Source organism: Paracidovorax wautersii (genome assembly GCF_031453675.1).
Classification (GTDB): Bacteria; Pseudomonadota; Gammaproteobacteria; order Burkholderiales; family Burkholderiaceae_C; genus Paracidovorax.
Genome location: NZ_JAVIZX010000001.1, coordinates 4,013,173 through 4,026,067, shown reverse-complemented (window position 1 = coordinate 4,026,067; position 12,895 = coordinate 4,013,173). Strand labels below are relative to the sequence as shown.

Annotated in this window: 13 protein-coding genes; 2 read left to right on the top strand and 11 right to left on the bottom strand. The window is 70.4% G+C overall.

Annotated elements, in window-relative coordinates; genetic code table 11:
- Window positions 1–23: 23 nt before the first annotated feature.
- From QE399_RS18055 to QE399_RS18045, 3 genes are read right to left on the bottom strand one after another with little or no spacing between them, the layout of a single operon-like run.
- Window positions 24–368, bottom strand: coding sequence for an antibiotic biosynthesis monooxygenase family protein (locus tag QE399_RS18055; protein ID WP_309830910.1), 345 nt, complete (start codon window positions 366–368; stop codon window positions 24–26).
- Window positions 365–721: an NIPSNAP family protein gene (locus QE399_RS18050; RefSeq protein WP_309830908.1), complete on the bottom strand. Its 357-nt coding sequence runs from the start codon at window positions 719–721 to the stop codon at window positions 365–367. Before QE399_RS18050 ends, QE399_RS18055 begins: the two co-directional genes overlap by 4 nt.
- A 39-nt stretch (window positions 722–760) precedes the next feature.
- Window positions 761–2,032 (bottom strand): MFS transporter, encoded by a 1,272-nt coding sequence (locus QE399_RS18045; protein WP_309832179.1) that lies wholly within the window; start codon window positions 2,030–2,032, stop codon window positions 761–763.
- 86 nt (window positions 2,033–2,118) lie between these two features.
- On the opposite strand from QE399_RS18045, the gene QE399_RS18040 reads away from it, so the two are divergent.
- Window positions 2,119–2,856 (top strand): ArsR/SmtB family transcription factor, encoded by a 738-nt coding sequence (locus tag QE399_RS18040; protein ID WP_309830906.1) that lies wholly within the window; start codon window positions 2,119–2,121, stop codon window positions 2,854–2,856.
- A 10-nt stretch (window positions 2,857–2,866) separates the two neighbouring features.
- Here QE399_RS18040 and QE399_RS18035 read toward each other — a convergent pair whose 3' ends face one another.
- From QE399_RS18035 to QE399_RS18015, 5 genes are all read right to left on the bottom strand, one after another.
- A complete protein-coding gene (locus tag QE399_RS18035; RefSeq protein WP_309830905.1) occupies window positions 2,867–4,195 on the bottom strand; it encodes a BaiN/RdsA family NAD(P)/FAD-dependent oxidoreductase in 1,329 nt (442 codons plus the stop codon).
- Between the two features lie 116 nt (window positions 4,196–4,311).
- Window positions 4,312–6,774 (bottom strand): TonB-dependent siderophore receptor, encoded by a 2,463-nt coding sequence (locus tag QE399_RS18030; RefSeq protein ID WP_309830903.1) that lies wholly within the window; start codon window positions 6,772–6,774, stop codon window positions 4,312–4,314.
- 149 nt (window positions 6,775–6,923) lie between these two features.
- Window positions 6,924–7,955, bottom strand: coding sequence for a FecR family protein (locus QE399_RS18025; RefSeq protein ID WP_309830901.1), 1,032 nt, complete (start codon window positions 7,953–7,955; stop codon window positions 6,924–6,926).
- Window positions 7,952–8,485: a sigma-70 family RNA polymerase sigma factor gene (locus tag QE399_RS18020; RefSeq protein WP_309830899.1), complete on the bottom strand. Its 534-nt coding sequence runs from the start codon at window positions 8,483–8,485 to the stop codon at window positions 7,952–7,954. Before QE399_RS18020 ends, QE399_RS18025 begins: the two co-directional genes overlap by 4 nt.
- A 161-nt stretch (window positions 8,486–8,646) precedes the next feature.
- Window positions 8,647–9,771, bottom strand: coding sequence for a sterol desaturase family protein (locus QE399_RS18015; protein ID WP_309830898.1), 1,125 nt, complete (start codon window positions 9,769–9,771; stop codon window positions 8,647–8,649).
- Between the two features lie 98 nt (window positions 9,772–9,869).
- Between QE399_RS18015 and QE399_RS18010 the strand changes: the two genes are divergently transcribed.
- A complete protein-coding gene (locus tag QE399_RS18010) occupies window positions 9,870–10,370 on the top strand; it encodes an acyl-CoA thioesterase (RefSeq protein WP_309832177.1) in 501 nt (166 codons plus the stop codon).
- A gap of 46 nt (window positions 10,371–10,416) precedes the next feature.
- Here the strand turns inward: QE399_RS18010 and QE399_RS18005 are convergent, their stop codons facing one another.
- The 3 genes from QE399_RS18005 to ybiB form a co-directional block, all read right to left on the bottom strand.
- On the bottom strand, window positions 10,417–11,064 hold the full coding sequence (locus QE399_RS18005; protein WP_309830896.1) for a type IV pili methyl-accepting chemotaxis transducer N-terminal domain-containing protein: 648 nt from the start codon (window positions 11,062–11,064) through the stop codon (window positions 10,417–10,419).
- A gap of 67 nt (window positions 11,065–11,131) precedes the next feature.
- Window positions 11,132–11,965, bottom strand: a complete 834-nt coding sequence (gene cobA / locus QE399_RS18000) for a uroporphyrinogen-III C-methyltransferase (RefSeq protein WP_309830894.1) — start codon at window positions 11,963–11,965, stop codon at window positions 11,132–11,134.
- A complete protein-coding gene (ybiB, locus tag QE399_RS17995) occupies window positions 11,962–12,891 on the bottom strand; it encodes a DNA-binding protein YbiB (protein WP_309830893.1) in 930 nt (309 codons plus the stop codon). The genes cobA and ybiB overlap by 4 nt, the downstream gene beginning before the upstream one ends.
- Window positions 12,892–12,895: the final 4 nt, after the last annotated feature.

The following is a 12,895-nucleotide window of genomic DNA, read 5'->3' as shown; positions in this document are numbered from 1 at the left end:
AAGGCATGCTGGGCCCGGCCGCATCAACCGTGGTAGTTGCGCGCGTCCGGCGGCGCCTCCTGCCGGGCGTGCAGGCCGTAGTCGCGCAGCACCTCGGCCACGCGCAGGCGGTAGTCGGCAAACACGCCGACACGGCCCGCGGACTGGGCGCTGCGGTGCTCAGGCAGCGCGCGCCAGCGGGCCACGGCGGCCTCGTCGCGCCAGAACGAGAGCGACAGCAGCTTGCCGGGCTGGCCCAGGCTCTCGAACCGCTCGACCGAGACGAAGCCGTCGATCTGCTCCAGTTGCCCGCGCAGCTCGGCGGCCGTCTGCAGGTACTCGGCCCGGCCGGCCTCGCTGGGCAGCACCTCGAAGATGACCGCGATCATGACGACACCTCCGCAGGGGCGATGGACTGGGCCGGCCGCTGGAAGGTGCCTTCCACCACTTCGGTGAAGGTGCGCTCCTCGTGCAGGATGAAGCGCTGGCGCTGCGCCCGCTCGAAGTTGGCCCGTCCCTCCGGATCGGCGCGCAGGCGCACGCGGTAGGCCTCGTACGCGGCCAGGCTGTCGAAGGCGATCAAGCCCCAGGCTTCGTAGTTGGTACCTTCGCTGGGCACGAAGTAGCCCACCAGGTGTCCGCCGCAGCGCGGGATGATGCTGCCCCAGTGTTCGGCGTAGGCACGGAAGGCGTCGAGCTGGAAGGGGTCGATCTCGTAGCGGATGAAGCAGGTGAGGGTCATGCAGGGCTCCTGTGGGTAAGGTGAAGGAATGCGGGCGATCTAGACGTCCATGCCCTTCGTGCGCCCGCTCCACAGCAGCACGAGGGCGATGAGCTGCAGCAGCGCCGCAGCGGCGAAGAACGGTGCCGTGCCTGTGCTGGCGCCCAGCAGCAACGCAAAGGCCATGGGCGCGAGTGCGTACAGCGCCTGCGACAGCGCCACGATGAGGGCGACGACGCGCGCCACGTCCTGCGCGGCGAAGTCCGTCTGCGCCACCAGCGGCGGCAGCGAGGTGGCATTGCCGATCCCGGCGCCGAACAGCACCAGGCCCAGCCACAGTGCGGGCCCGTCACCCGGCGCGGCCAGCAGCACGAGCGAGCCGGCCATCTGCACCCCATAGCTGATGCAGGCCACGGCCCGCCGGTCGCCCACCGAGCGCAGGCACCGGGCAGCCAGCGCCCGGCCTCCCAGTGCGCAGGCCGTGGCCAGCGCCATGGCCCATCCAGCGCCCTGCGGGCCGAGGTGCGGGACCAGCAAGGTGTACAGGTGCGCGACCAGGCCGATCTGCGCGAACAGCCCCAGCGCCATGGCGGCGGCCAGGGTCTGGAAGCGGCGCTCGGCCCACAGCGCGCGGCCTGCCAGCGGCGCCCAGACGGCGGCCGGCGCTGCGGCCCGCCGCGCAGCGGGTGCCGCAGGCGCGCCGCTGCCATCGGCCTGCTGGCCCAGCGCGGCCGGTGTGGGCGCGAGCACGCGGCGCGCAAGCACCGCGATGGTGAGCACCATGCACGCGCCCACCACCCAGGCTGCCGTGGCAAAACCCCACCGCGCGATCAAGGCGCCCCACAGCGGCGAAAACACCATGCCCCCGATGCTGGCGCCGTTGTAAGCCCGGGACAGCGCGGCCACACGGTGCTGCACGAACCACGGCGACACCATGGCATTGATGCCCGCCGCTCCGATGGTGACCCAGCCTCCGCCGCTCAGCAGGGCCGCCGCAGCCAGTTGCCAGGGCTGCTGCGCGTGCGCCCATCCGGCCACGCCCAGCGCCAGCGCCGCGGTGCCCGCGACCGTGACGGCCGGCAGGCCCCAGCGGGCGTGCAGGCGGGGCAGGCAGGCCACCACGGCGGCGCCCCACAGGAAGTGCAGGGTGACGGCGGCCGACACCAGGGCGAGGGGCCAGCCGGTGCGCGCAGCCACGGCGTACAGAAAGATGGGGGGGCCGTAGAACCCCACCCCCCAGCCGAAGAGCGCGATCACGAAGGCCGCATGGACGACGGCGGTGCCGTGGAAGCGGGGCGCGGGGAGGGCGGGAGGAGACGACGGATGCAGCATGGCGGTGATCGTGCCCCGCCGCAGCGCGGCCATGCTTCGCTGCAGAACGAAGCGTGGCGGCCGGCAGTTGCCGCACACTGCAGGGCATGAACACCAACCGCATCGCGCACGTGGCCGCCCTGGTGGGCGAGCCGGCCCGCACGGCCATGCTGATGGCCCTGATGGACGGCCGCGCGCTCACGGCCTGCGAACTGGCCGATGCCGCGCACATCACGCCGGCCACGGCCAGCCGGCATCTGGGCCTGCTGGTCGAGGCGCAGCTGCTGCAGGTGGAGCGGCAGGGCCGCCACCGCTACCACCGACTGGCCTCGCCCGAGGTGGCGCGCGTGCTGGAGGGGCTGATGCAGCTGGCCGTGCCGTCGGCCTCATCGCAGGCTGCTCCGCGCCGGGTGGTGGTCGGCCCGCGCGATGCGGCCCTGCGCCTGGCCCGCACCTGCTACGACCACCTGGCGGGGCGGCTGGGCGTGGCCCTCGCGGGCCATTTGCTGGAAGAAGGCGCCGTGGTGTTCGATGGCGAGGGGGCCGCCCAGGTGACGGACCGCGCCGGCAGCGTGCTGCAGCGCCTGGGCATCGACATCGGGGCCGCTGCCATGGCGGCCGGCCAGGCCGGCAAGCGCCCGCAGTGCCGCCCGTGCCTGGACTGGAGCGAGCGCCGCCCGCACCTGGCGGGCCGGCTGGGCGCGCTGATCTGCCAGCACAGTCTGGACAGCGGCTGGCTGCTGCGCGGCACGGGCACCCGGGCCCTGTCGATCACGCCGCGCGGCGCCGTGGCCTTGCGCGACGGGCTGGGCCACGCCCGCTGGGCCGAAGTGGCCGGCGGCTGAGCAGGCCCGTTCAGGCGCCGGGCAGGGCCTGCGCGCAGGCGAAGGCGCTGGCCCAGGCCCATTGGAAGTTGTAGCCGCCCAGCCAGCCGGTGATGTCGACGACCTCGCCGATGAAGTACAGGCCCGGCTGCGCCTTGGCTTCCATCGTCTGCTGCGACAGCGCGCGCGTGTCCACGCCGCCCAGCGTCACCTCGGCCTTCTTGTAGCCCTCGGTGCCGGTGGGGGTGAGCTGCCAGCGCGTGAACTGCTCGGCCAGGCGCGCCAGGGCCTTGTCGGCCGCTTCGTTGATGGGGCGCTGCCAATCGGGGCTTTGCTGGGCCCAGGCATCGGCCAGGCGGCTGGGTACATGCGCGGCGAGTTCGTTGGCGATGAGCTTGCGGGAGCGGGCCTTGCCCTGCGCCAGTGCGTCGGCGATGTCCTTGCCCGGCGCCAGGTCGATGGACAGCGGCGTACCCGGTTGCCAGTAGCTGGAGATCTGCAGCACGGCCGGACCGGAGAGCCCGCGGTGTGTGAACAGCAGATCCTCCAGAAAGGCCATGCGGTCTTTCTTTCTGCCGCTGGGCCGCCCCGAGGCAGAAACGGCCCCCTCGGGGGGCAGCGACCCGCTCAGCGGCGGAGCGTGGGGGCTGTGATGCATCCCGGTGCTGATCTCGACCGGCAAGGCCAGGCCCGCCAGTTGCGCATACGGCGCCCAGCCTTCGCCGTCGAAGGTGAGCGGCACCAGTCCTGGGCGCCGCTCGATGAGCGGAATGCCGAACTGCTGCGCCAGCCGGTAGCCGAAGTCGGTGGCGCCGATCTTCGGGATCGACAGTCCGCCCGTGGCGATGACCAGGCTGCGCGCCTGCACCGGACCGCGATCGGTATCGATTTGATAGCTGCTTGCGCTTGCTGCATCTGCGCTGGAGGTCGAAAAGGCTATTTTTTTCACGCTGCAGGGCTGCCAGCGCTCCACGCCACCCTCCGCGCACTCGGCCAGCAGCATCTGGATGATGTCCTCGGCCGACCGGTCGGCAAACAGCTGGCCCTTGTGCTTCTCGTGGTGCGCGATGCCGTGGCGGTCCATCAGCGCGATGAAGTCCGCCGGCGTGTAGCGCGAGAGGGCCGAGCGCGCGAACTGCGGGTTCTGCCCCACGAAGTGCTTGTGCGGCGCGCGCACGTCCAGGTCGCGGTTGGTGAAGTTGCAGCGCCCGCCGCCCGAGATGCGGATCTTCTCGGCCACCTTCTCGGCGTGGTCGATCAGCAGCACCTTCAGGCCGCGCTGGCCCGCCTGGGCGGCGCAGAAAAGGCCGGCCGCGCCGGCTCCGATGATGACGGCGTCGAAGGAGGAAAGTGTCGGCACGGTGTGGGGTGGGGTAGCGCGAAAGGAGGCGATTGTGCCGCCTTCGCCCGGGCTGCCCGGCCACCGGGGCTGGCGTAGCCCGCGCGCCCTGGGGGCGCGGGCGGGCGCCGCCGTGGTCAGAAATCGGTGCTGACCGAGAACAGTGCGGTGCGGGGCGTGCTGCGCGTGAGGAAGCCGGTGCGCACCGCCAACCAGTGCGACGAGTCCGCCACGTTCTCCACGGTGAGCCGGAAGACGGTGGCCTTGCCGGCCAGGCGCGTGGCGTAGCGCAGGCCCAGGTCGTAGCTGTCGTAGCCGGGAATGCGCTGCGCGTTGTTGGCGCTCGCGACCTGGCTGGCGACCTTGGTGTAGCGGCCGGTGAGCGTCAGGCCGGGTACGGGGGCCAGGTCCCACTCGCCACTCAGCACCAGGCTGTAGTCGGGCACGCCGATGGCCTTCTTGCCGTCGTTGGCGCCGTTCAGGGTCTTGGACTGCACGGCATCGAACAGCGCCAGGCCCGCATTCAGGCGCACGCTCTTCGCCACTTCGCCGTACACCGAGAACTCCAGGCCCCGGTTGCGCAGCTCGCCGTCGACCACCAGGAAGTTCGAGCCGTTCACGAACGACACGGGCTGCCGGATCTGGAACAGCGAGGCACTGGCGCCGAACGGGCCGGCGTCGTATTTCACGCCCGTCTCGATCTGTTTGCCCTTGAACGGCGGAAACACCTGGCCGACGTTGGCGGTCGAGCCCGGCGCCACGGGGCCTTGCGACAGGCCTTCGGCGTAGTTGGCGTAGATCGACAAAGTGGGCATCAGCTTGAAGCTGGCACCGAGCGAAGGCGCCGTGGCGCTCTGCTCGAAGCGGCGCTGCTCCACACCCGCGGCGAACTCGCCGATGTCCAGCTTCTGGTAGCGCAGACCGGCGATCAGGTGCAGGCGCTCATCCAGCAGGTGCAGGGAGTCCATCAGCGCCAGGCTCTCGGACTTGGTATCCTGAAAGCGCAGCAGCCTGCCGCCGGTGGGCAGCGCGGGCTGGTCGATGAAGACGGGGTTGTACAGGTTGCTGGCGAGCGCGCGGCCCATGGGCTGGCTCAGGCTTTGCCCCACGCCGGTGACGCGCGAATAGCCCAGCACGACGCGGTGCTTGACGGGGCCGGTGGCAAAGCGCGTGCGCCAGCCCAGTTCGGATGAGCGTAGCTGCGATTCGGTCTTGAAGATGCTGGGCTGGGCGCTGAAGTTGCCGCTGGCCGAGGTGATGCGGGGGTTGCCCGCATTCACGTTGGACTCTTCGTAGTTGACGCCGCCCAGCACGCCGAAAACGGTGGAGTCGGGCGTCAGGTCGTACTCGATGCGCGACACCGCGGCCGAGCTTTTGGTGTCGCTGCGGTCCCACGACTGGCTGTAGGTGTGGGTCGTCAAAGGAGGCGAGGGCAGCGCAAAGCCTTCGTTGAAGCGCATGAACTGCGGAAAGCCGTCGTAGTGGCGGCGGTTCTGGGCCACGTCCAGGCTGGCACGCAGCCTCTCGCCCGCGTAATCGAGCGCGGCCGAGAGGTGGTCGGTGCCCACCTTCTCGTCGTGCACGCCGGTGGTGCCGCCATCGCGGGTGGCTGCATTCACGCGTACGCCCCACTGGTTGTCGGGACCGAAGCGGCGCCCGGCATCCAAGTGCGCACCCATCTGGCCATGGGACGTACCCGACAGGGTCAGGCGGGTCAGCGGCACGTCGGTGCCGCGCTTGGGCACCAGGTTGATGGTGCCGCCCGTGGTGGAGCTGTTGGGCCCGATGCCGTTCAGCAGCGCGCTGGGGCCCTTGAGGACTTCGATGCGCTCGAACTGTTCCACCGCGATACGCCGCGCATCCACCACCGCAAAGGTTTCGTTGAAGGAGATGTCCTGGCTCAGCATGGGCAGGCCGCGCAGGAAGAACACATCGACGGCGTGGCTCTCGGAGTTGGTGGAGCGCACGGCCGGATCCACCGCCAGCACGTCGATGAGACGCCGGGCCTGCGCGTCGCGCGCGGCCTGCTCGGTGTAGCCGCTGATGGCGAAGGGCGAGTCCAGCAACGCGGTGTTGCCCAGGGCACCCAGGCGCGCGCCCTTGGCGACCTGCCCGCCCGCGAAGGGCTGGTACAGCAGGTTGGGGTCGCGCGAGCCTTCCACCGTCACGGTGCCCAGGCTGCGCTCGGCGGCCGAACTGCCGGCAGGGGCCGGCGCCGGCCCGGCCGGTGCGCTGGCTGGCAGCACGGTGAGGGCGTTGCCCCCCAGGCGCCGCAGCTCCAGGCCCGAGCCCGCCAGGGCGCGCTGCGCGGCCTCTTCGCTACCGAAGCTGCCACGCACCGCGGGCGCCGTCTTGCCGCGCAGCAGGGCCGGGTCGGCGGAGAGCACCCCGCCGCTCTGGCGCGCGATGCGGGCCAGGGTGTCGCCCAGCGGGCCGGCGGGCAGATCCCAGTGCTGCGCCGCCTGGGCAGGGCTGGCACGTGTGCCTTCGGAGGGCGCGGCGGTCGTAGCGGTCGTGGCGGTCTGCGCGAAGCTGGCGCTGCCCAGGGCAGCGGCCAATGCCGCTCCCAGCAGGCGCGGGCGAAGGGTGGTGTGTGGCATGGGATCGGGTTCCTGTGCGGAGCGTTGGAGGAAGGCGTTCTTCCCCTGTCGAACGAGCCGGGCAAAACCCCTCAAAACCCGTTCATTTTTTTCTGACGGGCTCCCGGTCGGTCACCAGGCTCTCTTCCGGATCTGCCCGAAGCCTGTCTTCAACGCCTTGCAGCTCGCTGCGCCGGATCCAGGTCGATCAAGGTCAGCATCGGGCCATAGGTGGTCACGGTGATGGGCTGAGTGTCCACCAGTACCTGCAACGCTCCTTGCGTGTCGCCCAGCCGGAACACGCCGAACACCCGCAACCGCGCGGCCGCAGGGCTGATGCGCAGCAGCCCCTTGCGCCAGGGCCGCAGGGCCGCGACGACCTCGCCCAGGGACTCGTCGCGCACATCCAGAACGCCTTCGGCCCACGCGGCGCGGTGCGCCATGCGCTGTGCGGCCCGCTCGATGCGCTGGCCGTCCATCCAGGCGGCTTCGCCCTCGCGCAAGAGCTGCTGCACGCCGTCGCCGGTCTGCAGCATGACGCTGTGCTCCAACACCACGACCAGACTGCGGTCGGCCTCCTCGCGCACCAGGTAGCGGGTGCCCAGGGCCTGCGCTGTGCCGTGCCGGCTCTGCACGACGAAGGGCCGGGCCAGCGCATCGGCGGCCGGGTCGCGCGCCACCTGCACCAGCAGCTCGCCTGCACGCAGGGTCACCAGGCGGCGTTCGGCGGTGAAGCGGATGTCCACGGCGCTGCGCGCGTTCAGCTCCAGGCCGCTGCCGTCGGGCAGCACGGTGTGCCGCGTCTCTGCGGTGCCTGTGTGCACGTCGGCCAGCAGATCACGGAGCGGTTGGCTGCGGTGCGATGCGTACCCGACGGCGCCGGCCACCAGCAGCAGGGCGGTGCCGCCCACGATGCGCCTGCGCTGGCGCCCGGCCGGCGAGGGCGCCGTGTCGAGGCTGCGGTGCACGGCAGGCAACTGCCCGGGGTGGTGCTGGTCGATGCGGTGGATCTGCCGCACCGGCTCGGCCAGCACCCCTTGCACGTGCTGCCACGCGGCCTCGTGGCGAGCATCGGCCTGGCGCCAGCGGGCGAGGGCTTCGCGGTCGGCGGCCGAGGCGTTGCCGGAGGTCAGCCGCACCTGCCAGTCCACGGCGGCTTCCATGCAGTCGTCGGCTGCGGCGGGGGGCACGCGGGGGCTCATGGGGCGTGGGCGTCGCCGTCCTGCCGGCAGCAGTGCAGGTACGCCTGCTTCACGTAGCGCTCCACGCTGGCCACCGACACACCCATGGCGGCGGCAATCTGCACATGCGTCATCTCGTCGATGCGGTGCAGCAGAAACGCCTGCCGGACCTTGCCCGGCAAGCCGTTCAGGCGGTGGTCGATGGCCTGCAGCGCCTCTTGCAGCAACGCCATGTCTTCGACCGACGGCGCGGTGGCCTGCGGCAGTTCGGCCAGGGCCTGCAGATACGCCTGCTCCAGCGCATGCCGGCGCCAGTGGGTGAACAGCACCCGCTTTGCGACCGTGGTCAGGAAGGCCCGGGGCTCGGCCACATGGTCGATCGGCCGCGCAGTCAGCAGCCGCAGGAAGGTGTCTTGCGCCAGGTCGGCCGCGCCGTGCGGGCAGCCGATCTTGCGGTGCAGCCAGCCCACCAGCCAGGTGTGGTGGCTGGCATACCAGCGGCTTGCCGGATGGGGCGGATCGGCCGGGCCGCGCAGGCTGTGCGATGACATGGGTGGCTCCTCAGGGCGTTGAAAGCGGTCAACCTGGCTGGCTGCGCTGCAACGAGAGGGCACGGCGTGGCTGGTTCAGGGGAGCGATGGTAGCGTTAAATGCCAATCGTTCGTAACTGCGATCGTGCGCACGGGAGGCGGCATTCCGTCCGCCGCGGCGCTCAGCCCTTCCAGGTGAACGGAAACTTCAGCTGCTGTACGAAGCCGTTGGGCACGTAGTCGCCCTTCACGCCATAGTCCTTGGGCCACAGCTCGTCGCTCTTCACGGCCGTGCCGAAGAGGTAGTCGAGGAAGGCGAAGTGCGCCGCGTAGTTGCGGTCCAGCGCGGCGTCGTCCTGGCTGTGGTGCCAGTGGTGGAAGTTGGGCGTGACGATCAGGTAGCGCAGCGGGCCCAGGCGCACGCTCACGTTGGCATGGTTGAACACCGCCTGGAAGCCGACGATGACGATGTAGGCATCGATCACTTCCTTGCTGAAGCCCAGCACGTAGATGGGCGCGAGCACCAGCGTGCGGGTGATGAGCAGCTCCAGTATGTGCTGGCGCGAGCCGGCCATCCAGTCCATGCTTTTGACGCTGTGGTGCACGGCGTGCAGGCGCCAGAGCGTGGGCACTTCGTGGTAGGCGCGGTGCGTCCAGTACTGCACCAGATCGGCCACCAGGATGATGAGGAACAGCGCCACCCAGAAGTTCAGGCCCTGCACCCAGCCGCGGATGCCGTCGTTGGCCGCCCAGCCGAAGAACTTGTGCACCATCAGGTTGGTGGCCAGCAGCACGAAGCCCACCACCATGTGGTTGACGATGAAGTGGTGGAAGTCGCACTGCCATTCGGCGCGGAAGATGGGCTGGTCTTTGCGGTGGGCGAACAGCTTCTCGATGAAGATGAAGATCAGTGCGCTGCCCAGCAGGTCCAGGATGAACCAGTCCAGCCCGATGTAGGGCGTGTTGTCGGCGAAGTCGTGCACGGGCACCTTGTGGCCGCCCAGCATGGCGGAAGACACCACGAGCAGGAAAGCGGCCGAGGACAGCCAGCGCGAGCGGTTGAACAGGATGTTGACCAGCGACAGCCCGCCCGCGACGACCAGCGCGGCGAGCATGATCATGCGGATCACATCGACGTTGTAGGCCTTGCGCAGCTCCGGCGTGGTCAGGTACTGCGGGAAGTGGAAGGCCAGCACCCCCAGAAAGCACAGGATGCCCAGCGAGAGCGCGATCACGCCGGAAATCTTGCCCTTGCCGGGGCGCAGTTCGCCATGGCTGGCGGTGAATTCGTTGAGTTTGTCGAGCATGCGTGGGTCCATCCCGCGGAAAGATGAGGCGCGAGTGTAGCGAAGCAGCATCAAGCATGCCTACCTCAGGCGGGCGCTCCTAAAATTGATGCATGACAATGAATATTCCCGCGCACCAGCTCAGCATGACCGTGCTGATGTCTCCCGACATGGCCAACTTCTCGGGCAACGTGCACGGCGGGGCCGTGCTCAAGCTGCTCGACCAGGTGGCCTACGCCTGTGCGGCCCGCTATTCGGGCTGCTATGCCGTCACCCTCAGCGTGGACCAGGTCACCTTCCTGCAGCCCATCCACGTGGGCGAACTGGTGACCTTCCTGGCCAGCGTGAACTACACCGGCCATTCGTCGATGGAGGTCGGCATCAAGGTGGTGGCCGAGGAGATCCGCACGCAGATCGTGCGGCACGTGAACAGCTGCTTCTTCACCATGGTGGCCGTGGACGAGGCGCGCAAGCCGACGGCCGTGCCGCAGCTGTCGCCCTCCACGCCGGACGAGCGCCGCCGCTGGGCGGCCGCGCTGCTGCGCAAGGAGCTGCGCAAGGAGCAGGCGGCGCGTTTCGAGCAGGTGCGGCTGGAGGCGGCCGGCCAGGCCGCGGCCTGAGCCCTTCCCTGGATGGCTGACGGGGCCCTGGCCCCGGACTTGGCGTTCAGACCGCTGCGCGGCTGCGCCCGGCCAGCGACACGGCCTGCAGGGACAGGCTGTCGATCTCATGCGTGATGCCCGACAGCACATTGGCCACCACGGCGAATTCGCGCCCATGCTGGCCGGCCCGCGCGGCCATCACCTGGGCGTTGAAGCTCACCACCTTGGCCTCGCGCGCCACGGTCTGGATGGAAGCCACGATGTGGCTCAGCTCCTGCATCATCGCGTCCGAACGGGCCTTGCTGGACACGTCGAACGCGGTGGTGGCGGTGTTGAGGGCCTCCAGCGCGCCGTCCACGCTTTCCACCAGCGTGGCCAGGGCCGCTGCGGCGCGGGGGCTGTGGTGTTCGGCCAGGTCCAGCGTGGTGGCGACCTGGCGGGCGAAGGCGTCGATGGTGGCCGCCACACCCGCAGGGCCGTGGTAGGCCTGGCGGACCGCCTGGGCGCTCTCGGCATCCAGCGTGCGGGGCGTGTCCACCAGGGAGGCCTGGCTTTGCGTGAACAGGGCGAGGGACTGGCGCGCGGCCTTCAGGTGCGGTTCGCTGCCCTGCGTGGCGAGCATGGTCTGCAGCACCATGCGCTGCGACAGCATGCGCTGCCGCGCGGCCAGGTTCACGAGGGAGATGGGGCTGGTGCGGAGTGGGGTGGCCATGGGGTTCCTGATGCAGTCGCTGCGGCGGTACCTGGCCTCTTGCAAGCCGCGTGCCGAGGTGGCGGGGTCAGCCCGCCGCGTGCCTCATCAACGGCAGGGCGCCGGGCGCCTGCGCCGCGGCCACGCCGCGGACCACGTCGCCGATCACGATCACCGAGGGGCTGCCCAACTGCTCGCGCTCGATGGTGTGGCACAGCTCGCCCAGCGTGGTGAGCGCATGGCGCTGGTGCGGCAGGCTCACGTGCTGGATCACCACCACCGGCGTGCTGGGCGGCAGGCCGGTGAGCAGTTCCTGCTGGATGTGCGCCGCGCTGCTCACGCCCATGTAGATCACCAGCGTCAGGCGGGCATCGCGGGCCGTGGCCGCGAGCTGGCGCCAGTCGGTGCCGGCGTCGCCGGGCTTGGCGTGGCCGGTGACGAAGACCACGCCGTGGGCGTGCTCGCGGTGCGTGAGCGGCGTGCCCAGCAGCGTCATGCCGGCCAGCCCGGCGGTGATGCCGTTGATGACCGTGACCTCGATGCCGGCCGCGCGCAGGTGCTCGACCTCCTCGCCGCCGCGGCCGAAGATGAACGGGTCGCCGCCCTTGAGGCGCACGACGTTCTCGCCCTCGTTCACGGCCATGACCATGAGCTTTTCGATGAAGGCCTGCGGCGTGCTCTTGCATCCGCCGCGTTTGCCCACGTGCACGACGCGCGCACCTGGCGCGGCCAGCGCCACGATCTCGTCGCTCACCAGGTCATCGACCAGCAGCACGGTGGCCGCCTGCAAGGCCTTCAGGGCCTTGATGGTGAGCAGCTCCGGGTCGCCCGGCCCGGCGCCCACCAGCGTGCAGCTGCCGCGCAGTGCATTGCCGGCAGGTGTGCCCGGGGTGGAGGAGTGAGAGTCGGTGGTGCCGTTCATGGGGTTGTCTCCGCAGTGGTCTGCGTGCTCAATTGCAAGATGTGTTCCACCTGCCGGGCCAGCGCGGGCGGCACGGGCAGGTCGCCGTCCAGCACGCGGCGCGTGTAGGCGGCGGTGGTCTGTACGTCGATCTCGGTGGGCAGGCCGGGCACGTCTGCGGCGGTGCCGGGCTGCTGCTCCTGCACCACGCGGTGCGTGCCCTGCAGGAAGGCGTCGTAGCGCGGCGTGCGCCGCGGATCGGCGGCCACTTCCCCTTCGAGTCCGCGCGAGAGCAAGGCGTTCAGCCGCAGCGTGGTGAAGGTGTTGCAGAGCATGTCGAAGTACTCCGGATGCGTGAAGCTGGTGACCACCAGCGCCGGGCCCGCGCACGGGTTGAGCAGCTTGGTCACGCTGTGCCCGGGATTGCGCAATCCCACCACCTCGCGCACCGCCAGCAGGCGTGCCAGGCCGGCATGCAGCAATTCGGTGCGCAGGTGCGCAACCTGCCCGGGTGCTATGGCCTGAGGAGCATCCAGCGCAGGCACGCCAAGCGCTTCCAGCACGTCGGACGCCAGAATGCGGCGGGCCTCGGTGCGCATGCCGTGCAGCAGCACGGGCAGGCCTTCGCGGGCCAGCAGCAGGGCCAGCAGTGGGGTGAGCACCGGCAGCTTGCGCGCGCCGTTGTAGCTGGGCAGCACGATGACCGGGCAGCCCGGCGCGCCGCCGGACACGCGCGCGATGCGGGCGTGCACTGCGTCCAGAAAGCCGCACATCTCTTCGGCCGTCTCGCCCTTGATGCGCATGGCGATGCAGAAAGCGCCGATCTCCAGGTCGGTCACCTGGCCGTCGAGCACCTGGCCGAACAGGTCGGCCGCCTGCTCGCGGCTGAGCGCCTTGGCGCCGCGCGCGCCGCGGCCGATCTCTTTCAGGTAGTGGCTGATGGCCATGGGC